Genomic DNA, 23,186 nt, shown 5'->3' with positions numbered 1-23,186 from the left:
AGTAGATTTAAAAAACATCTTTCAAGGCCTGCAAGGCCGCATAATATCCGCCCATACCGTGCACCCCCCCGCCCGGCGGCGTCGACGCCGAACAGATGTAAACACCCCTGGCAGAGGTGCGATAAGGCGAAAACCGCAATGCCGGCCGATTGAACAGCTGAATAATATTGACGACTCCCCCATTGATATCCCCGCCGATGTAATTCGGGTTATATGCTCCCATTTCTGCGGTATTAAATGTATGCGTGGCCAATATGGTATCCTGGAACCCTGGCGCAAAACGTTCCATTTGATCGGTAATCGCTTTGGTCATATCGTTTGAAGATCCATTAGGCACATGGCAATAGGCCCACCCGGTGTGTTTTCCCGCCGGAGCCCTTGAGTTGTCAAATATACTCGGTTGTGCAAAAAGTACAAAGGGTTTATCGGGATGTTTTCCTTGCCAGACCTTGCGCTCCCCATCGGCCACTTCCTCAAATGTGCCGCCGAGGTGTACCGTGCCCGCTTTTCGAGCCTCCGGCGCTTTGAACGGTACCGGTTCGCTGAGTGCCCAATCGATTTTGAATACGCCCATACCGTATTTATGCCGGCGTAATTGCCAGCGATACACCGAGGACAGCCGGTCACCGCAAATCTGCAGAAGCTGCCTAGGTGAAACATCAAAAAGGACGGCTTTGGCTTCGGGCAGGTCGCTGAATGCGGCAACCGGCGCATTCGTCCGAATCGTCCCGCCCAGCTCCCGAAAATAGGCCGCCAGCGCGTTCGCAATCGCCTGCGAACCGCCTTTGGGAATCGGCCAACCGCCGCGGTGCCCAGCAATCGTAAGCACAAAGGCGATGGCCGATGATGTAAGTGCTTCCAGCGGAATCATGCTATGGGCCACGATGCCCGACCACAATCCTCTCGCTTCACGTGTTTGAAAGCGCCCAGCGATCCGCCTTCCCGATTGGAGTGATTTCAGACCGAAGGCGGCCAAGGCAAATGGGTTATCCGGAATTTTCAGCATCGGCCCCAGGATGTGCGTATCGATCAGTGGCCATTGTTTTACCAAGGGTTCAAGCAACCGGCGGTAGCGATCGCGATCTGGGCCCAACCCGTCCGCTGTTTCATTGAGCGACCGGTACAGAGCGGCCGCCGTACCATCGTCAAATGGATGGGCCGCCAAAATCTCGGGATGGATGTATTCCAATCCAAAGTCAGCCAACGGCAGCGAGCGCAGGAATGGCGATGCCGCACCCATGGGGTGGACGGCCGAGCAGACATCGTGGCGAAAACCTGGAAGTGTCAATTCCGCCGTACGCATCCCTCCGCCAACTGTTTCCTTCGCTTCCATCAGCAACACCTGCAATCCGCGTTCCTGCAACGTGACCGCAGCCGCCAACCCGTTGGGGCCGGAACCGACGACAATGGCGTCGTATGATTGGTGTAAACTCAAGCTGAAGTGATTATAGGGCTAAATTACGAAAAGCAGTGACTATTTCTGGAAATTTAAACTCAAATTGCTCTTTTTTCAGTAAGCGGGATACCACACGGCGTCCCGACAGCACCAGTTCACTTTCGGTACCAATCAGCCAAGCACCTATTTTGGTCGACCAAGCAGGATTGGGCAACCCGAAGGGCACGCGCAATTCTTGACGGATCGTTCGCATGAACACATGGTTGCTTACTGGAAATGGACTGCATGCATGCAGGATACCCTGGACGGCTGGATTTTCGATCACCCATTCCACCACACGCACAAAGTCGGCCTCGTGAAGCCATGAAATATACTGGCCACCGGTGCCGATTGAACCCCCCAATCCAAATCTTACGAGCTTGACGAACGGCTTCAGCACACCTCCTTTCCTTTGGAGGACCATGCCCATCCGGAGAACTACCTGTCGCGTAAAAGGCGTATCGGCATCCCAAAATACAGACTCCCATCGCTTGCAAACGCCCGAAGAGAATCCTTCGCCGAAATCCGTACTCGCTTCCGTTTTTATGGACGCTCTCGTATTGCCGAAAATAGCCACTGAACCGGCATTAATCCACAAGGAAGGCGGCGCAGTTGCCTGGGCTATCGCGGTTCCCAGCACGTGCGTAGCATCCACACGCGATCGGATGATTTCCCGCTTATTCGCTTCCGTATAACGACAGTTAACAGACTTACCCACCAAATTGATCACAACGTCGCTCCCCTCAATCGCCTGTTGCCAGGAACCGAGCGAACGGGCATCCCACGTAATATAACGTACCCGTCCCTCCTGTGCTGGAACCTTCTTCCTCGTCAGCACAACGATTTCAACATCGTGGTTTTTCCAAGCATCGATAAGCGACGCCCCTAAAGCTCCCGATCCCCCGGCGATAATGATTTTACGCTTCATTCGAAATAATTTACGTTACCGTTAAAACTGTGTTAGGGCACTTTCTCTGCCTTCAACCAGTGGATACGTCTTCGGTATGCGGTCTAACACTACATCGATGGAATCCCGGTATTCGTTTAGCCCCCGCAATATGACCCGATCGGCCGTAGGACGGCTGATATGTAAGTATTGCGTCTCATTGCGATGGTTTCTGTTTTTGTTCTGCAGCTTCAGCACTTGGTTGGCACTGTCCAATTCGTAGAAAAAATAGCGGCGGTAGCCCGCCATGCCGCCCACTTCCCACCGGGTTACGCCGAGGTCGCGGTTTTGACTGCTTTTGAAAAGCTCATCGGAATCCTGCGTATTCACCTGGTTGTAGCGCGACTCTCCCCGATCCCCTTTCACGCGGAGCGGCGAGTAACCAATCATCCGGTCAATGAGAGCGGCCCTGTTCGTGCGATAACTCAACGACGACCACGATTCAAAAATGGCATCATGCCACCGAATGGAATCCGTAGGTGAGTAGGGTAACGTCTTACCGTTCAATTTAAACTCGCTGACCTGATAGACCCCTTGGATATTCGGGAGTCCGGGTGTACTCGGAATGTTGTAGTTATTGCCATTAAAAAACCCATATGCCCAAAAAGCCGCCGCAACCGGTACAAAAACCAGGTTAAAAAACACCTTTAATGTCCATCGTAGTTTATTCTGCCCTCGGGTCAAAATCGGATAGTATCGATAGGGCGCAACATCCTTGCCGCCGACCAATAACTCCCCGATCTTGGGAAGATCATACCAAGCCACGAATATACCCAACAACGTAAAGTAGGCGGCAGGCACGGCAACGCCGGCATCATATGCGTGGTTGGCAATACAAATGTTCAGGCAAACGACGGCGGCCAGCGCACCGCCAAGCGAAGCGGTCTTGCGATGCAACAGCAATAACCCCGGCAATATCTCGGCAAAGCCCAGAAAGATCGTATAACCAAAGGAAACGCCGACGTGCGACCAGTACAGCTTCTTCTCCGCCATGTCCACAAAGGGTGTATTCAGCATACCGAGTGTCGGATAAACCATCTGCATGGGAAATGCCTTTTTCAATCCCCATCCGATCATTCCATATGCCAGCCGATAGCGCACCAGCACCCTTGCCCAGTAATACAGCTTGCTGTACTGCGTGGATTTTCTATCTAACCATGTCCACAACACACCCACCACGATCGCAAGCAACAAAAGCAAAATCAGGTTGATGTAATTATAAATGCCGAATACGCCCTCTTCAGACTCGATCAGGATAAATTGCGGCGGCCAGAAAGCGACAATGGCTTGAAAATCGTGATACGTCAGCTTGGCAAAATCGAAGAGCTTAATCACGTCCCTGTAAAAGTTCCCATAAGCAGGGATACAAAGGGCAACAAAATAGACAAAGCCAATCCGGAAGGCTATTTTTTGCAGCGACGTCCACGGTTGGCCGGTCCGTCGGGTACGTTTTTCATCAGCGGCTTTGGGGCGGTGTGCCTGTTTGGGGTTGCCTGTAAGTTCTGTTGACATCGCATGAATTGTTTAAGTGGATGAATAGGTCAAATTTTTACCGGTCGCCGCCGGCCTTCGTACATCAGGTACTTTTTGGCCAACCTTTCCAACGTTACATGTACCGAATCCGTCGGCGATATCCAGCCGCGAAGTACAAGGGTTGAGTCCGTCGGCCGTTGATAGTCCAATGTGAATTGCTCTTCCCGGTGATGCAGGTTCTTGTTCTGCAAAAGGAGACGGTGCCGGCTGGAGTCTGCCACATAGTGATAAAAGTGCCTACCTGCGATGCCCGCCAATTCATAATTCCGGTCGATATCACGTTCATAATACCCTTCACCGTTTGACTTGTCGATGGTCACTTTCCGGTTACTTTTAATGGAAAGTGTCGACCATTCCTCAAAGACCACCTCCTGCCAGCGAAACGGGTGGTCAGTTGCATGGGGAATGGTATCGCCGTTGACGACAAACTCCGTAACCAGGTACCTTCCGGCGGCCTTGCTCAGGCCCGGCGTACGGGGAAGCTTATACGCAGCCGGCTCACGACCGCCATACGCCTGAACGCCAATGACTGCGATAAACAGTACCGTGATGAGCCGGATACCGATCCGGAGTTTTCCGAAGGCCCCGGAGAAAACAGGCCGCCAACGCGCAGCAACGGCCAGCTTTTCACGGATGAGCAACTGATAAAGCCGGGGCACATCATCCGAAAACAAAAAGATCGCCAAGAGCACCAGCAAAAGACTGTACGACTGCTCACCCAGGTCATAGTAGAAGTTTGCCGCAGCGATATTGCCGACAAACCCAAGGGCCAAGCCAGCACCCATGGTGACCGTTCTCCTGTACAGGAGCAGGATACCGGTGAGAAGCTCGACAGCGCCCAAAAACGTTTCATAGTTCGGCGAGATTGCAGTGGTCTGATAGTAAATCTTCCACGCATAGAAGTCGCCATAGTTGGTCAACAAATTGCTCAGCGGCGGATAAGGCAATTGAAGCTGAAACACTTTGTATAATCCATAGGCAATCAATGCCAATGCCAATCGGTAGCGCACCAATACACGCAATCCGTAATACAGCTTAGGAAAAGCCCGGTTTCGCCGGTCCAGGGCAGTCCAGATGACCGTACCGATCAACGCAATCGCAGCAACGACCAGCCAATTCCAGAAACTGACAAACTCCAGATACTGCCCCCCAGAATAACTCGGCGGGAAAAACTGCGGTTGGTATTTCGTCAGCACCAGCAAGTCATAAAATGGCACATCGGGCCAAGGAATGTCGACCAGCTTCCCATAGAATTTCCCATCCAGCGGTAAGATAAAAAGAAGCAGCGCGATGCATATAAACCGGAAGCCGTAACGTTTCCAGCTGGGCCATTCCGCGGAATCAGAAGAAATAATACGTTCCATATGAAACCTTTTTGTCAATAATTTGGATTTTGTTCAAGACCGCCGAGTATTACCTCATCCACCGGAATCGGGAAAAGTGCTAGGTGTGGTTCGATGCGAAGATTAGGCTTCAGCGCTTCCACCTGTTCTTTGAGCCGCCCGGTTCTGGCCAGGTCGAAATAGCGGTGGGCCTCCCAAAGGAATTCCAGCCGCCGCTCTTCCAGGATGGCGTCAAGAAGGGCAGGCTGCGTTGTGGCAACTATAGGATCCAATTTCGCTCGGCTCCGTACCCGGTTGAGATCCATCGCGGCTTCTTCCAACTGTTCGAGCTGGGCATATGCTTCAGCCCGGATCAGGTATTGCTCGGCAATTCGCAATACGTATGAGGGGTCCGTGGCCGGACTCCGGTAATAAAGTGCTCCGGCATACTGCGTCAGTCCGCCTTGGCGGACACTATCAAGCAAAGCGATGCGGTCGCCGCCGGTTTTCGGGTTACGCAGGGTATTTACGACCGCATCGCCCGGACGGTAGCGGTATTCTCCACCTCGTGCCAACAAGCTCATGCGCGTCCGCAAGCCATTTGGATTTTGTGCGGAAAAAGCAATTTCAAAAATAGATTCAGGGGTCTGTGTCACCCCGCCGAGGAACCATGCAGCAAACGGCTCGACAAGTTGGAACGCATCAGTCAATGCTATCACCTTTGATGAATACGCAACCGCCTGTTCCCATTGCCCGCGATAGAGCGCTAACCGGGCCCGAAGTGCCCAGGCCGTGTATTTCGTCGCCCTGATTCGGTTGACGGCCGCCGGCAGCAGCTCTTCCGCGCGTTGTAATTCACTTTCTACCCGTTCGTAGACCTGTTCACGTGTACTTCTTGGGATATCGTTCCCATCGTCGGGGCGATTGGTTGGCGTCAGTTTGATCGGCACACCACCCCATCCCCTTGCCAAATCAAAATACGCCAGTGCGCGGATGAAATGCGCCTCACCGATAATGACCTCCCGTTCTGCATCGGTCAGGTTTACATCGGTAATCGCAGGCGCCTTTTCGATGATATGGTTCGTGATGTTGATCGTGTGATAGATGGCGGCCCACGGGCCGCCGAATGCTGCATCTGTCGAGCGGAAATTTAAATCCGACAGGTTGTCGGCCACATTGTAAATGACATCGCCCGTCGGTACAAAACCGAGGTTCACAAACCCCTCCCCATAGTAGCTGGAAGCGCCCAACGCACGGTATGCACCCCGGATGGCCGTATTCAGGGAAGTTTCGTCAATAATGGCCGATTCCGCCGCCACGGCTTCCTTTGGAGCGATTTCCAGGAAATTACCACATCCACCGGCACTTATCGCGAAAACAGCGACGCACCCGAACCATTTTGTTCTATTGTTAAAAAATTTGAATTTCATATAGCTATCTCTTAAAGCGTGACGTTAATACCGAACTGTACCGAGCGTGGAGTCGGTGGCGAGGCAAAATCATAACCTTGGATATTCTGGCTTTCTCCCCGTTCGATGCGTGTTTCGGGGTCTGCTCCGGAATAAGGCGTCCAAATCCACAGATTGGTACCCACGACGTAAAGCCTTAGCCGGTCAAAAACATGGCTGTTTTTAACCGGGAACGTATAACCCACCGACAGTGTGCGCAGACGAATGAATGACGCATCCTCAAAAAAACGGCTTACTTCCTGGCGACTGTAGTTTTCCAGCGTGAGGCGAGGTACATCAGTCACATCCCCCGGTTGCTGCCATCGATTCAACTGGCTGGCAAAAATTACGCGGTTCGCATCCAGTCTTCCACCTTGTTCGCCAAGCATCCGATTGTGGTTCCAAAGTCGATTACCGAACGAGTACGTGAATTGAATATTCAGGTCAACGTGGCGATACCTTAGGTTATTGGACAACCCCCCGAAAAATTTCGGCCACGCATCGCCAACCACCTTCCGATCGGCCGGCGTGATCTGGCCATCGCCATTGACGTCCTCGAGTAGCATATCACCGGTTTGGCTATCCACACCCAGAAAATGATAAAGCCAATACGAATACAGCGGCACACCTTGCTCGATCCGGAGGAAAGAACGGTCTTCAAACGACATCGGACTGGGCAGCACTTCGATTTTATTCTTGTTTTGCGCAATATTGAAAGCGGTTGACCACGTGAAGTTTTTCTTTTGGATATTCTCCGAATTCAGGGTCAATTCAAATCCCCGGTTGCTGATTTCCCCATAATTGGACAGATAGGATGTGAATCCGATGTAATTGGGTACGGATATCTGAAGCAATGCATCGGTTGTATACTTCCGGTAATAGTTGGCTTCCACAATCAGCCGATTGTTCCAGATGCCAAAATCCACGCCAAGGTTTAACTGGCTGGTTTTTTCCCACCTCAGATCGGGATTAGCCAATTGCAGTGGCGCGGTACCCGGAAGCTCAGCTGCACCCTTGTCCGGATACCCTTCACCCGCGCCCCACAGGCCCCGATACGCGAAATCACCGATACCATTCTGGTTACCGGCCACCCCGTAGCTGGCCCGCAACTTCAGGTTGGTCACCCCCGTATGGGCTAGGAAAGGTTCGTCCGAAAGCCGCCAGGCCGCGCCAACGGCAGGAAAATACCCCCACCGATTTCCCGCAGCAAATTTCGACGAACCGTCGGCCCGGAGCGTTGCCTCCAACAAGTACCTGCCCCGGAAATTGTACTCCACCCGTGAGAAAAATGACACCAGCGCATTTTTTCGCCAGCTTTCTTCGACCGTTTGATTTGCAGCTGCCGAAATGAGCGTATAGGAGTTGTTGGGAAAATTTGTTCCCGCGGCATAGGTATTGGTCACCAACGTGCCTTCGATGTGATTGCCGATGAGGATCCCGATGTGATGATCGGCAGCAACCGACGTTTGGTAAGACAGTGTTTGTTCATTGACCCAGTAATTGGACGTGGTATAACTGTGGATCGCTTCGCCGTTATTGGCAATGCCCCGCAGCAGATTGGTATTCCAATATTCATTCTCGTCGTAGCTGTTGTAATCCAGACTGAATGAGCTACGGAACTTCAAGGATGGCAAAATCTCAGCCTCACCGTAGATATTGCCGATGTAATGATTGCTCACCGCAGTATTATCCGTTTCCGTGGTTAACGAATAGATGTTATCGAAATTTACCCATCGCAGCGGCACTCCCTCCTCGTCGAAAATGGGCAGATACGTCGGAATATCTACCGATGCCTGATAAAGCGCACCCGTGCCACCGCTGCCCACGGCCCGACCGATATTCCGGATGGACCGGGATAAGGTATTGGTGGTTCCCACCCGTATCCGATCTGTGATTTTCTGGTCTAGATTCACCTTGAAGCCCGTCCGGTTGAAACCCATGGTTTTCCAGATCCCCTCTTGGTCTGCATGGGTAGCGCTGAGGTAATAGCTGGTATGTTCACTCCCGCCGGTCAGGGAAACAGCATAGTTCTGATAACGGGCGGTCTGATTGAGGATCGCCTGCCGGTCGTAGGTCGGCTGGTCTTCGGGAAGTCCTCGCGTATTCGCCGTAAACACCGGCGCAAGCCCCTCGTTGGCCCGGTATTCTTCAACCAGCAACGCGTGCTGCGGGCCGGTAGTCAATTCCCATTGCTTGGGAGCCCAACCCCAACCCTGCGATGTATTGACCGCGACGGTGGGTTGCTGCTCGAACTTACCCCGCTTGGTGGTCACGATAATTACCCCGTTTGCGCCCCGCGACCCATAGATCGAGATGGCCGCGGCATCCTTCAGCACCTCGATGGTCTCGATGTCTTCCGGACTGAGATCCGCAAGCGGCGAGGTGCTCCTGTCGGCCGCCACACTTTGCAGGGATGCATTGTTTACAAAGATACCATCGACGATATACAACGGATCGTTGCTGGAATTGATGGATGTCGCACCGCGTACACGGATAAACGTATTCGACCCGGGAATACCCGTGCCGCCGTTTATTTGTACACCCGCCACGTTACCCTGTATTTGGGTATCGAAACTCGCTTCCGGAATGGCCTTTACGGTTGCCGGATTTACTTTGGCAATGGCTCCGATGAGGTTGGACTTACGCTGTTCGCCATACCCGACAACCACCACCTCATCCAATCCCGTGGCGTCGGGTTCCAGTTCGATGGTGATGGGACTTCCTGTAGCCACGATACTCCGTGTCTGGTAGCCTAAATAAGAGACGATGATCGTATAGGGAAATTTCTGACCGGTAACAAATCGGAATCGCCCCCGACCATCTGTTTTGGTGCTGTGGGTCACACCTTCCAGTTGCAACGTTGCTCCCGTAAGCGGCTCTTTTGTCGCGGCATCTACCACTTCGCCATCCAACGTCGAGTTGATCAGTGGCATCGTTTCTTGCGCATGAGAAAACCGGAAAAATGCAAATAACAGCGTCAATAACAGAATACTATGTATTATTTTAATCATGATTATGTTGTGAATCTTGTCTAGCCACGGCTACGGCCATATCGGCCGGCCCGGTCGGCAAAACCGAAACCGCAAAGGGGGGTCGACATAAAAAATGAATGACGAAAATCGATGAGTTACCGTTCAGCCAAGCGACAAGGCACACGGTAAACAAGGCTGGGATGTGATGGCCTTAGCCACACATATACATGGAACCGTTACCCGATCCAGCTTGTAGAGTCGTTTTAAGTTGTCCGCAATACGACGAAACGAGGTACCGCATGTCTTGGGCAGCTCTTGGTGAATGAAGTCTGTTGGAATACATTTTTTTTAATAGCTAATTACCAAATAGGGTCACTATAGCAACCAAACAAATGTATACCATATTAGTAGACTATAAAACGTATAAATTATGCGCAGTTAGCGAACAAAACTTACGCAAAAGGGTCCAAAGGCTAACGAGCCAATCCTACGGCCGCTTAACGCGCTCCTCCAGGTACCATTCGACTTCGTCGTTGATGCGGTGATACGTACCCGATTCCTGTTCGGCTAGTCGGTCGGTGAAGAGGATTCCCAGCAGATGGTCGATCTCATGCTGGAAGATCACCGCGGTAAATCCTTCCACCAGTTCCTCGCGATGGTTCCCTTGGGCATCCTGGTAACTGAGGTGTACCGTATAATTCCGGAGCACCTGCCCCGTGGTGTCGGCGATGGACAGGCACCCTTCCAGCCCTTTGCGCAGCAATTTGGACCGCCAGGTAATTTTGGGATTTAGGTATAATTCTAGCGGTTCTCCTGCCTTGTCAAACCGCTGTACCCAAATAACGTTCCGGTTAATGCCAATCTGCGGGGCAGCTATCCCAACTCCGGGATGCGACGTGTCCGTTACAGCAAGGTACATTCGTTTTGCCAATAGTGGCAACCATTCGTCCCTGGGATCAACGTCTTCAGATGTTTTCTTCAGCATACGAAGCTCATCCGGCACGGTATCTTGGATAACCCGTAGCCGTTGTGCCGTATCTCCGGAACGGATAAGGTCTTGCTCTATATCCGTAAGCGGTTTAGGCGGTACCTTGGGCTTCGGCCGTTCTTTTATCGGTCCCGTATAGTTTTTTTCTCCCGCGAGAATCGCGGTCATTAAATGGTTTTCGGCTGGAGGAAAAGGGCAGCGATAACCACTGGCGTACGCGCAGTAGGGATTGTAAGCATTGTTGAAGTCGATCACAACGCCACCGTTTTGGATGTCATTCACTGAAAGATCGATATATCTCCCCCCACCATAGGTCTCGTTACCGTTCGTCGGATCGGTGAATGGCAGGAAAAGATGATCCCGGTAAATCGGGTTGACAAAAAGGTCTGCACTTCGGTACACGGTCAGTTCACTGGGTACACCACGCAAACTGAACCGGACCTTCGCGTACCGCACATATTCCTTGCTGGTCCCATCGGAGGTGGGCATGCGGAAAGCGACTTCATTATACAACCGTTCAATCTGCGCACGAACCCGAAAGGTACTGTCCGGATCGTAATAGTGGATATGCTGGATGTCTTCCATTGCTAGCGGTGCCCCGGGATCCTTCGCCAGCCTTTCCAGTTTCAACTGGCGGGATGACCGGACACTATCTACGTTATACTGACCTTTGGCCGACACCATAAAGCAACAAAAAGCAGACGCACTTAGGAGTAACCTTGAAATGAATTGTACTTTTTTCGTCATATCTTGAAAAGAATTGAATAGTTCACAAATATAATCTATTTTTGTCTACTAATTTAATAGACATTAATATGGTTACGTTCTTTACACGAAGTTTTTCCTCCGCAAAACACAATTTCTCCATTTGCCCCCTTTCGCATCGAATGCGAATGCGCTGCTGATTTCTGCGGCCCTGCTTCTACTATTTATTTTTTATATTCATTTCAACTCGCATTTCCATGAACAAGACAACGTGTGTGGGTATCTATATATACCTCGTTTATTTGCTGACACCCCTGATTGCGTTCGGCCAGCAAACCGATATTACCGGCCGCGTCATCGACGCCCAATCCCAATTGCCCCTGACGGGTGTATCCATAACGGTGAAAGGAAAACCGATTTCATCCCAAACGGATCAACAAGGCACCTTCGTCCTCCGGGATGTATCTTCTACCGATATTTTGATCTTTTCTTTTATCGGATTCACCCCAAAGGAAATCGCTGTGGGTGAGCCTTCCGGTCCGCTGACTGTCGAACTTACCAGCAGCAGCGAAAGTCTCGACGAGGTGGTCGTGACGGCTTTTGGTGTTTCGAGAGCGAAAAAGGCATTGGGCTATGCCGTGCAGGATGTCAATGCCCAAGAACTGTCGACCCGGCCGGCTAATGCACTCGGCGCCATATCCGGCAAGGTTGCCGGGCTTCAAATTATCCCTTCCGGTGGTAATATCGGTGGCTCCACGCGCGTTTTGCTTCGGGGTATCAATTCCATAAGTGGCAACAACCAGCCGCTCTACATCATCGATGGAACACCGATTGACAACGCAGACCTGAACAGCTCGTCCATGATCAACGGTAGTGCAGGCAAAGACTTCGGCAACCTTATCCAGGATCTCAATCCCGATGATATTGCCAATATTTCCGTACTTAAAGGTCCTTCGGCGGCTGCACTTTACGGCTCACGTGCAGCCAATGGCGTCATTCTTATTACCACGAAAAAGGGCGAGGGACAGGATAAGTTTAACATCACGCTGAACACGGGGATCGAATTGGAAAACATTGTCAGGTTGCCTAAGCGTCAGAACCTATACGGACAGGGCTATTCCACGTCATTCAGCACCGCTACGATCAACGGCCAGCAGTACAACTTAGTCGATTATGCGGCAGACGAAAGCTGGGGGCCCAAGCTAGACGGGACACCGGTGCTACACTGGTATAACCTGGATCCGGAATATCCGGCCGACTACCTGAACCCACAGCCTTGGGTGTATCCCGAACACGACGTCTCGTACTTCTTCCGTACCGGCATCTCCAATACCAACAACCTCGCCATTTCCGGCTCTTCGGGCAATACGGCCTACCGATTGTCGTATACCAATCGCAATGTCAGGGGCACGGTTCCAAACTCCAGCTTGGGCAGAAACACGCTGAATTTCGCCGGATCGACACAGTTCGGCCGGTTGAAGGTGTCCAGCAACCTCAATTACACACACAACAATACGCTGGGCCGGCCTTGGGCGGGTGCCTCGAACCGCAACATCATCCTCGAAGCCTTCCAGTGGGGCGGGGTACAAGTCGACTACAAGCGGCTTGCAGACTACAAAAGGCCGGATGGCACACCTCGGGCATGGAACCGTACGGGATACGAGGACACGCCCGCAGCGGAGGCCACACGGTTCATCGACAATCCCTATTGGTCGGCCTATGAAAGCTACCTCGAAGAAAAACGCGACCGGCTTTATGGCAATATCGGGCTTACCCTCCAGGCTACGGATTGGCTGGACCTTTCGGGCCGCGTACACGGCGACGTGTATGCCCATCAGTTTCAGGACCGCATCGCCGTCTATTCACGATCGCAGTCGCAGTACCAGGAATACAGCAATCATTTCAACGAATATAACTATGAGTTCATTGCTTCGGCAAACAAGCAGTGGACGCAATTCTCGCTGTCGGGTAATTTGGGCGGAAACATCCGCGACCAACAACGGCGCATTACCGATGGACTCACTCAGGGCGGATTGATTGTACCGTTATATTACCATTTGAAAAATGCGCCCGCCGTAATTAACAATAATGGGTTTTACCACAAACGGGTGTATTCACTCTTCGGCAGCTTCTCGGCCGGATGGAACGACTTGCTTTACTTAGACGGAACCATTCGCAACGACTGGTCATCGACGCTGCCTACCACTGACAACTCTTTTCTGTACCCCTCTATAACCGGAAGCTTTGTCTTCAGCGAACTCGCTGCTCTGCAAGACCTTTCGTTTCTTACATTCGGAAAAGTACGTGCCGGATGGGCGCAGGTGGGGAACGATACGGACCCCTATCAACTGCGGCAGGTTTTTGAAGCCTTTCCCGCCTTTAACGGAACGCCCAACTACAGCCTACCCGAAATACTGAATAATGCGTTGCTTAAACCTGAAATCACCAGCTCGTGGGAAGTTGGGGCAAACCTTGTGTTTTTCAACAACCGGTTGGGTGTGGATGCGACCTACTACGACAACATCAGCAAAAACCAGATTCTGCCGGTACCCGTGTCCGCAGCGTTCGGTTACGATGCCAAAATATTGAACGCTGGCAGGGTAACCAACCGGGGCGTCGAGGTGACGCTCACCGGCACACCCGTCAAGAACGATGCGTTTGAATGGAACAGCACGATCAATTGGTCAAAGAACCGAAACCGGGTAGATAAGCTCGACGAAGGCGTAAACACGCTTGAATTGAGCAACACCTTGGTGACACTTGTGGCACGCGAAGGGCAACCGTACGGGCAACTGCTGGGTTTTGATTTTGTATATACCCCTGACGGGCAGCGGGTAGTGCAGGAAGATGGCACTTACCTGAAAACAAGCCAATTGGTTCCACTAGGCAGTGTGCTGCCCGACTACCTCGTCGGATTTCAGAACCAATTCCGGTTCAAAAATCTGACGTTTGGCTTTCTCATCGATGGCCGCGTGGGCGGGAGCTTCTTTTCACAAACCTACAAAGTGGGAATGTATTCCGGCATTCTTGACCGCACCGCAGCAAACGGCATACGCGAGAATGGAGTTATCGTCGATGGCGTGAAAGCGGACGTGGTTTTCCATCCGGACGGCACCTATACCACTTCCAATATCCGGCCGAATGATACGCGGATATCCGCACAGGATTGGGCTCGCAATGAATACAACGGCCCGACCACGTTCAGCATCTTCGATGCAACATTTTTCAAACTAAGAGAGGTAACGCTTGGCTATCAGTTCAACATCAAAAACAACATCGGTATATCTGGGCTTGATGTTTCTCTTTACGGCAGGAACCTCTGGAACATCTATACGAAAAGCAAATACATCGACCCTGAGTTTACGAACACTGGCGGAAACGTGCAAGGCATAGAAGGCGGTAATATTCCGATACCCGCTACCTATGGACTGAATGTTACCGTAAATTTTTAACCCGATAAATCCTATTATCATGAAGATAATAATCAAGAATATCCTTTTTACCGCTGCAGTTGTGCTCGCTTTGGGCGCATGCAGCGACCGCGAGTTTGAAAAAATTAATACGGATCCAAACCGACCGGCAAATGTGCCCACACCGAGCATTATTCTGGCTGCTCAGAAACAACTGGTGGACAACATCCGGAACGAGAATTTTTCGTTAAGGGGAACCCAGCTTTTCGCGCAATATTACAGCCAGAATATCTACACAGACCAGTCGCGCTATGACATCCCTAGGAGCTACGCAGATGCTTATTGGGCCGATGCATACAAAGCCCTCAATAACCTCAACAAGGTAATTAAGCTCAATACGGATGAAGACACGAAAGCAATCGCATCCGCTGGAACCGCCGGAATGAATGCGAATCAGATTGCAATCAGCCGGGTACTGAAAGCCTTTACGTTCCACTCGCTCACGGATGTGTTTGGCGACATCCCTTATGAATCCTACGGAAACAGTGATCCGGATTTCGAGGCGTTGCAACAGGATCCCGACAACTATACACCCAAATATGCTTCGCAGCAGAAAATCTATGAAGACCTGCTCAATGAACTCCGTCAAGCTGCCGATACGTTGTGGAAATACAAGGGCCTGAATACCTTCGGCAACTCCGATATCATTTACAAAGGTAACAACGAATTGTGGGCCCGGTTTGCCAACTCGCTGCGCTTAAGGCTAGCCACCCGCATTCGGACAAAAAACCCTGATTTGGCAATCCAGCATATTGAAGCAGCCATTGAACAGGGCGTATTCACCTCCAATGCGCACAATGCGGTTTTCCGTTATGCCGCCAATGCCCCCAATGAAGCGCCGCTTTACCGTGCGACAGTCACCGCCAACCGGAAAGATTTCGCGATATCACATGTATTGGTAAATGCCCTGAAAGGTGAACTGGGTCCCTTTCATAGTGAAGATCCCCGATTGGGTGTTTATGCCTTACCCAACAAAGACGATCAATACGTCGGTCAGCCCTATGGGCTTCCGTTGGAAGCTGCGGGCATCAACGGACCTACGGACATCAGCTTGCCGGGAACGGTCGTAAATGCAGCGGATTTCGGCGAAACGTTGCAGGAATATGCGGAGGTGGCCTTCCTCATCGCCGAACACAACAACTGGCGTGATGCAGAATACCGGAGCGGCGTGCAGGCCTCACTTGAAAAATGGGGCATTGCAACCGCTGATGCCGAAGCTTACGCCGCCAGTCTGCCACCTGCAAGCCGCGAAACCGTACTTACCCAAAAATACTTCGCCCTGTTCACGCAAGGGTTGGAAGCTTGGTCTGAAATCAGACGGACCGGTTATCCCACCTTTCTGGTGAAGCCCAATGATATCATTTGGCAGCGCACTACCTCCAACGGGACAACCACTTACCGCTTCGACCCCATTTTCGGCGATGGCATACCGCAGCGGTTGTTTTACCCTGCCAAGGAGCAAAGTGTAAATCAATCCAATTACCAGGATGCGCTCGCCAATCAGGGCGACGACGTCATCACAACCAAGTTGTGGTGGAATAAATAGAACCAGCCAATCCCCAAAATCCAGCCGACCGTGGTTGTGATTTTGGGGATTTTTCAGTTCGATAGCGGTTGCTTGGCTTTATGATTTTGAAAAGAGGTACACCACAGCAGCAGCCAGGTAAGCGCCCCATTATAAATGATCAATTCGAAGCCAACGACATAGGCCGTGTGTGGAACGAGGAAATACGTATTGACCAGGTAACACAGCACGGGCGATAATACACAGATGTAGGGAACCAGCTTGTCGGCAACCGGTCGCTTGGTGAGGATACCGAATGCAAAAAGCCCCAACAACGGGCCGTAAGTGTAACTGGCGGCCGTAAATATGGCGTTTACCACCGAGTCGTCGTTAATGACACGGAATGCCAGAATCACCAGCATCATGAGCAATGAAAACGCAAAATGTACCCGATTACGGGTCTTTACAAGCATGCGATCGTTGGGGTCTACTTTTTTGTTGAAATTCAGGAAATCCACACAAAACGACGTGGTCAGTGCTGTCAACGCCGAGTCTGTAGTGGCAAATGTTGCCGCAGTAAGGCCCATCATAAATACCATACCTGGCACGATGGCCAAGTGATGAAGGGCAATTTCAGGATACAGGTAATCCGGTGTGGGCAAGCTCGCAATATCGATGCCGTTCTGCTCTGCGTAGAGATATAACAATGCACCAACCGACAGAAAAAACAGGTTAATGACTACAAAAATCCCTGTGAATGTCAGCATATTCTTCTGCGCCTCACCGATCGTCTTCATACTCAGATTTTTCTGCATCAGATCCTGGTCCAGTCCGGTCATCGCCACGGTCACGAAAATACCGCCAAGAAAATGCTTCCAGAAATGGATCCGGTTGCCCAGTACATCCTCCCAAAAGAAAATCTGAGAATAGCTACTATCCTTCACCGTTTCAATCGTCTCCACAAGCCCCAATCCCAAGCTATCTGCCATGAAATAGATCGACAGGACAACAGCCAATACCAAAAAGAAGGTCTGCATCATGTCGGTAACGATGATGGTTTTCAGTCCACCTTTATTGGTATACAGCCAGATGAGCAGCAGGCACAGGGCAATGGTTACCACAAAGGGGATATTCCATGCATCGAAGATAAACCACTGCAAAATGATCGCCACCAGATAGAGCCGGAACGCGGAACCGATCGTGCGCGACACCAGGAAAATCATCGCACCTGTTTTATAGCTCCGATGCCCCAGGCGCTCCTCGAGGTAGGTGTAGATGGAGGTGAGGTTCATCCGGTAGTACAACGGCAATAGCACGTAGGCAATGATGATAAAGCCAACCGCATTGCCCAGAATGAACTGGAAATAGCCGAAATCACTATTTCCGACGGCACCCGGTACCGAGATGAATGTGACTCCCGACAATGCCGTACCGATCATACCGAACGCCACCATGTACCATTTAGCACTCCGGTTGGCCACGAAAAATGTAGCATTGTCTGACGACTTACGTGAGGTTAGGTAGGCTACAGTCAGTAAAAGTGCAAAATAAACAACTAAGAAAAGAAGCAGGATAGCTGGCGTCATATGGCAAGGATGGCTAGGGTTCTAATCATGATCGGCTACACGAGAATGTTCGATGGCTTTACGTACGCTGCCGTGTTTTTCCAATAGATCCGAGGCCAATTGAGCGTCGATGCCGGTTTCCTCCATGATAATCCGGATACCCCTACTGAACAACTTGTTATTGGTCAATTGCATATCTACCATCTTATTTCCTTTAACCCGTCCTAATTGGATCATTACGGAGGTGCTGATCATGTTCAGCACCAATTTCTGCGCCGTACCCGCTTTCATGCGTGTAGAGCCCGTGACAAACTCGGGCCCCACGATAACCTCGATGGGATACGTTGCTTCCGCGGCAATAACGGTATTTGCATTGCAGACAATGCATCCGGTCACTAATCCTACGGCATTGGCCGCCTGCAGCGCACCCTTCACATAAGGTGTGCCGCCCGACGCAGCAATACCGATAACCACATCCTTCTTATTGATACCATATTCCTGTAAGTCAATCCAAGCTTGCTCCTCATCGTCCTCTGCAAATTCTACAGCCTTTCGGATGGCCGTATCGCCGCCAGCAATGATACCGATAATCCAATCGTACGGAACACCGAACGTGGGCGGACACTCCGAAGCATCCAGAATCCCCAAGCGGCCGCTTGTTCCGGCACCCACATAAAATAGTCGGCCGCCTTTCTTCATCGACGATACGGTCGCCTCGATTAACCGCTCGATCTGAGGAATAGCCTTCTGCACTGCACCGGCGACAGTTTGATCTTCGTTATTAATATTTACCAGTAACTCACCCACAGACATCTTGTCCAAATTCTCGTAATTCGATTCTTTCTCCGTAATATTTGTCATTCTCGCTCTCGTTGTTGTATTTACTGTTTTGGTGGTTGGTAGCCGCTGAAATCGCCATTCCCCGACAAACCAAAATGTTGATAAAGTAACGGAAAAACGATTAGAAATTACCGAAATAATTTATCTATCCGTTCAAACTTATACCCTTTTATGATCAATGCCTCAATTAATTCGGGCAACCGATGGTAAAATTTATCGATCCTTTTTGGATCTGTTCCTAAATGGATCAATAATACAACGCCATTTAGTCCGTTTGGCGACTGTGCTTCGTAAGCCAGCACCTGGTCATAGAGCTGCTGCGAATCAACATATCTAGCGCCCATCTCGGGATAAGTATAATCTGCCGCCGTACCCAAACCTGGCGTAAAATTAACCAATTGCACACCCCGTTCGGCCGCCCATTCCACGATTCGGCGATTGTACCATTCATAGGGAGGTATGAAAAACGACGCTTCCGATGTATCAATTCCCCTCTCTGCCATCGCGGCGTAATTTGCGCTCAAATCCTGGTCAAAGACCGCCTTGCTTATCAGCAAGCTGTCCCGCTTTCCCCAATCGCAATAAAGCAAGTGTTGGTCGGAATGCGGCCCGATATAATGACCATCGGCCACCAACCGTTTAACGGTCTCCGCATTACCTGGCCCGCGAAGGAAATTTCCCGTCAGGAAAAAAGACCCCCTGATCCCGCGGTCATGCAATGCATCCAAAATAAATGAGGCTCCCTCCCCATATTCATCCGCTGTAAACACCAGTGCCATATTACGCTGCGTGGTATCACCCCGGATGATACCCCCATACGTATCGTACACTACTTTTTTGGTCGAGTCACCTCCCGTGACTCCTGCGTTTTTGCCGCCAACAAATAAATCAATGAGGCGGTACCATCCATCGTCGGTTCGTTTGTGCTGTAGTCTCCGTAATCGTCATGGTATACCGCCAAATCCGATTGGAAGGGTGCATGCGCATCGGGCTTAGTCAACCGGATGCCAATCAGGTTGTTGAAAATGCTACCGTACACGGGGCCATCCACCAAGCCGCCGTCAATCGGAAAACCTGCCAAGTGGGTAAATGCCGAATGCGGATCGGTAGGCGTATCGCCCCCTGTCGGCAAGCCATACACCATGCTTGTACCCCATGGATTGCAGCCAAACAGCCAGTCGAAATTGGCTTGCGCCAATTGGCCGTACGTGTTGTCGCCGGTCAATTCGTAATACCACAGGCATTGGATGGCAAACGACACCGTGAGGTTATTGCTGCACCAAATGAAAGGCACCCCACGGTAAAATGCATTCTCTCCGGCTCGTGCCCATACCTGTTCAATTCCTTTTTTATAATAGGCGATGATTTCATCGCGCCTTTCGCCCGTCAGCTGTCGGGCCAATTCCCGGTGACCGAGATTGATAAAGGGATACCACTGGTAATGAGCGGCGGTATCATTCTGCATCCAGGGTGTCACGGTTTCCCGCCTGGCATAATCCAACGCTTCACGCAAAAATGCACCGTCACCGGTCACGTATCCCAAGGTCGCAGCGGCCAATTCCATATCGTCCACCCAATTGTCTTCCGCATAGATGTAGGGCGATTTCACCGAAGCCGTCTGCACAACACCGGGCTTCCGTTTGGCAAAATCGTATGCCGTGATCGCTTTCTCCCGCAACCGCTGTGCATAACCCGCATCCAGGTTTTTGAAGAGCGTACTCCCCAAGTTGAAAGCGCTGGTGAACTTGGCCGCCGTCGAGCTCGTTCCCGTGGTGTTATTCATGAACTTTCCCCGTTGCTGCGGTTCACCGCTGACAAAATAAACCGGCCGCTCGAAACCCCTGCCGTAAAAATCATCTTCCCCCGGCATCCGCATTCCAGCATGATCACGATCATCTGCGATCTGATTGAAAAGCAGGTGCGGCTCGGGATGCATTTTCAGCAGCCAGTCCAGTCCCCATCTGGCCTCGTCGAGCACATCGGCTACACCGTTGCTCCCTGCCAGGCCGTTGGCTTGCTTGTCATCGCCGAAAATTGCCGGGAAATCGCGGTATGCAGCCAACAAATGGTATGTCGCGTTGGCCGAAGTCGTTGAATACTGCAGGTAATCGGACGCGTCGTGCCAACCACCGCCCACATCGATCCGGGTGCTATCCGGTAAACCCGCTGCGGCCCCATACAACGTAAACCCGTCGTGGGTATGACAGCTGTCTTTCAAAAACGGATTGAATAAGGTACGCTGTTGGCGCATGTAGCGCAACGCAAAATCTGCTGTACCCTCGTAGACGTCACCGGCAATCCGGAATTGCGGAGAACGGGTACCATCGACTTCCAGGTAATAGGTTCCGGTATCCACAAAAGCAGAGAAATCCAATCGGTAGGACGATTGAAACGGGCCATAGGCACCGAAATTCTTACCCGCTTTTCCCCTAAACACCGATTCGCCGGTTTCGCTCTTCACCAATGCAAACCTATTCACCCGCTTGACACCTTTGCTGCCTAAAACGGCCACTTTGATCCCTTCCGGCGTATAGCCGAGTTGATTAATGCGAATCCAGGAACGCTTTTCCGCATCGCCGTATGCCAGGCAAACCACCTTTCCATCCATTGTGCTGGCCACCAGTCGCTGTCCGTTTAATGGCAGCATCGGGTTCACCATCGCATTAGCTAGTTTATACTGCCAAGCGACGTCGCCACTGGCGGCATCAAGACCGGTCACCAGCCCCGAATGGCTGGGCACGAACACCGAGCCTTCTGCCGCTGAGATCGCCGAAGGCGCTAATTCATAGGGCAACTGCAACTTCGCTGTCCAATCGATCCGCATACTATCTGCTGTCGTCGATACGCCCAGCACCTGACCATCCATTGTTTTGACATACACAAGCCTACCGTCCTCGGCTAGTCCCATCGACTCCCGTACACGTATGCTGTCAACCTTCTTGCGCCAGATTTCGGCACCACTTCGGGCATCCAATGCCGTCATATATCGGTCGGGAGCCACGATGAACACCCTGCCATTTGCGCCAACGGGATAACAGGCCGCGGGCGATAGCATCCGGTTGGACGCACCGTTGGACCATTCCCATTTCAACCGGCCGTCGGTCGGATCGAGCGCATAGAAGCCGTTGCCCCAGGAGCCGAAATATAACGTTTGCTCATATAACAGCGGTTTGCCGGAAACATAACCCTTCACGTCATCGAACGACCAGCGTAGGCGACCCGACTCGATATCGAGCGCCCGGAACTTGCCATCGGATGCCCCGATGTAGGCCACTCCTTTGTATGCCAACGGTGAGCCCAACACGGCCTTTTCAGTGGCATGCTTCCACAGCAGCTCACCCGTTTTGGCGCTTAGGCAGTAAATATGGCCATCGGCAGAGCCAACCACGACATAACGTTTCCAGACCGCCGGCGTGGAATACACTTTCCCACCTGTTTGGAAAGTCCACACCTTCCGGCCTGTCTGTGCATCTAATGCATAAACCTGCCCGGCTGTATTGGCCGTGACGATTAGCTGCTTGTAGGTCGCCAACGCCGCCCCGATATCGCTCTCATCCTGAAAGGACCATATTTCGCGCACCGCAGCGTGCCGGGTATTCGTCGAATAATCCGGCCGGTTGTACAGCTTATGTTCATTCGCAAAGTTGTGATTGCGCAGCGGGATGATAGCCCACGGCTCCTTGGTGCCTACTGTTGGATTACGCTCTTGATACACGGCCTGGCTATCGGCGATGGATACAATGTTATAGCCCCCAACGCTATCTTTTGCCCGTAGGTTGGAGCGCCCCATGATGCTGGGGATACCCTCGAAGTCATATTGCTTATTTTGGTGGCCGTGACCACAGAAAAAGAGCTGCACGTTGCGCTGTTTCACGCGGTCGATCGCCTCGAACCAATTATTTAACGAGGAATCCTGCGGATAATGGTTGACATAGATGAGGGGTATGTCCTTATCCCGATGCGCCGCGAACAGGGAATCCATCCACACCAGGTTTTCGCGGGGCACCTGCCCGGGGCTCATCCGCATATTCGGGCCTGAATTGGTACCCACGAAAAAGTAACCCTTGTGCATAAACGCAAACGTTTCTCCGCCAAATACTTTACGGAAGCTATTCCCCCCACTTTCCGACCAATTGGTATCGTGGTTGCCAGGGATGACATACCACGGGATGCGCAAGCTGTCTAAAATTTGCTTGGCGAGCCGCAGCTCATCATCGGAACCAAACTCGGTCACATCGCCCGATAAAATCACGAAATCCAGGTTCGGATTCGCATTGATGTCGGCTACCGTACGCCTCAGGTCTTCCGCACCTGTGGCGCCTCCGATATGGGTGTCTGTCACGTGGGCGAATTGGAAGGGTTGGGCTGTGGCCGTAAGCATTGTCAGCAGCACCAATCCCTTCAATAGCCCGATCTGTTTTAATAGGTAATGAAACTGAATGTTATCCATTATGCCGT

The 23,186-nt window shown here is 51.6% G+C and carries 13 protein-coding genes; 2 read left to right on the top strand and 11 right to left on the bottom strand.

The window, feature by feature from the left end:
* Positions 1-7 precede the first annotated feature (7 nt).
* From ACFQRK_RS10990 to ACFQRK_RS10960, 7 genes are all read right to left on the bottom strand, one after another.
* Complete coding sequence (locus ACFQRK_RS10990) at positions 8-1,435, bottom strand: phytoene desaturase family protein (RefSeq protein WP_379006516.1); 1,428 nt, start codon at positions 1,433-1,435, stop codon at positions 8-10.
* Between the two features lie 10 nt (positions 1,436-1,445).
* Positions 1,446-2,363, bottom strand: coding sequence for a TIGR01777 family oxidoreductase (locus tag ACFQRK_RS10985; RefSeq protein WP_379006514.1), 918 nt, complete (start codon positions 2,361-2,363; stop codon positions 1,446-1,448).
* A gap of 21 nt (positions 2,364-2,384) precedes the next feature.
* Entirely contained in the window at positions 2,385-3,893 is a 1,509-nt protein-coding gene (locus ACFQRK_RS10980; RefSeq protein ID WP_379006512.1) for a hypothetical protein, read from the bottom strand.
* Between the two features lie 29 nt (positions 3,894-3,922).
* Entirely contained in the window at positions 3,923-5,278 is a 1,356-nt protein-coding gene (locus tag ACFQRK_RS10975; RefSeq protein ID WP_379006511.1) for a DoxX family protein, read from the bottom strand.
* A 14-nt stretch (positions 5,279-5,292) separates the two neighbouring features.
* Entirely contained in the window at positions 5,293-6,666 is a 1,374-nt protein-coding gene (locus ACFQRK_RS10970) for a RagB/SusD family nutrient uptake outer membrane protein (RefSeq protein WP_379006510.1), read from the bottom strand.
* Positions 6,667-6,677: 11 nt separating this feature from the next.
* Positions 6,678-9,695 (bottom strand): SusC/RagA family TonB-linked outer membrane protein, encoded by a 3,018-nt coding sequence (locus ACFQRK_RS10965; protein ID WP_379006509.1) that lies wholly within the window; start codon positions 9,693-9,695, stop codon positions 6,678-6,680.
* Positions 9,696-10,143: 448 nt separating this feature from the next.
* A complete protein-coding gene (locus ACFQRK_RS10960; RefSeq protein ID WP_379006507.1) occupies positions 10,144-11,391 on the bottom strand; it encodes a DUF1684 domain-containing protein in 1,248 nt (415 codons plus the stop codon).
* Positions 11,392-11,606: 215 nt separating this feature from the next.
* Between ACFQRK_RS10960 and ACFQRK_RS10955 the strand changes: the two genes are divergently transcribed.
* Together ACFQRK_RS10955 and ACFQRK_RS10950 are read left to right on the top strand one after the other, a co-directional pair.
* Positions 11,607-14,801 (top strand): SusC/RagA family TonB-linked outer membrane protein, encoded by a 3,195-nt coding sequence (locus ACFQRK_RS10955; protein ID WP_379006506.1) that lies wholly within the window; start codon positions 11,607-11,609, stop codon positions 14,799-14,801.
* 19 nt (positions 14,802-14,820) lie between these two features.
* On the top strand, positions 14,821-16,365 hold the full coding sequence (locus ACFQRK_RS10950) for a SusD/RagB family nutrient-binding outer membrane lipoprotein (RefSeq protein ID WP_379006504.1): 1,545 nt from the start codon (positions 14,821-14,823) through the stop codon (positions 16,363-16,365).
* Between the two features lie 53 nt (positions 16,366-16,418).
* Here ACFQRK_RS10950 and ACFQRK_RS10945 read toward each other — a convergent pair whose 3' ends face one another.
* The 4 genes from ACFQRK_RS10945 to ACFQRK_RS10930 form a co-directional block, all read right to left on the bottom strand.
* The gene (locus ACFQRK_RS10945) at positions 16,419-17,909 is read right to left on the bottom strand and encodes a sodium:solute symporter (protein WP_379006501.1); all 1,491 of its coding nucleotides are present in this window, start codon (positions 17,907-17,909) and stop codon (positions 16,419-16,421) included.
* 21 nt (positions 17,910-17,930) lie between these two features.
* Positions 17,931-18,749, bottom strand: a complete 819-nt coding sequence (gene murQ / locus ACFQRK_RS10940) for an N-acetylmuramic acid 6-phosphate etherase (RefSeq protein WP_379006499.1) — start codon at positions 18,747-18,749, stop codon at positions 17,931-17,933.
* A 107-nt stretch (positions 18,750-18,856) separates the two neighbouring features.
* Positions 18,857-19,558 carry a polysaccharide deacetylase family protein gene (locus tag ACFQRK_RS10935; RefSeq protein ID WP_379006497.1) on the bottom strand — a complete coding sequence of 234 codons (702 nt, stop codon included), beginning with the start codon at positions 19,556-19,558 and terminating at the stop codon, positions 18,857-18,859.
* The gene (locus tag ACFQRK_RS10930; protein WP_379006494.1) at positions 19,558-23,178 is read right to left on the bottom strand and encodes a glycoside hydrolase family 9 protein; all 3,621 of its coding nucleotides are present in this window, start codon (positions 23,176-23,178) and stop codon (positions 19,558-19,560) included. The genes ACFQRK_RS10935 and ACFQRK_RS10930 overlap by 1 nt, the downstream gene beginning before the upstream one ends.
* Positions 23,179-23,186 lie beyond the last annotated feature (8 nt).

It is taken from the genome of Parapedobacter sp. GCM10030251 (genome assembly GCF_042666505.1).
Taxonomy (GTDB): domain Bacteria; phylum Bacteroidota; class Bacteroidia; order Sphingobacteriales; family Sphingobacteriaceae; genus Parapedobacter.
This window is presented reverse-complemented; position numbering and strand designations above follow the sequence as displayed.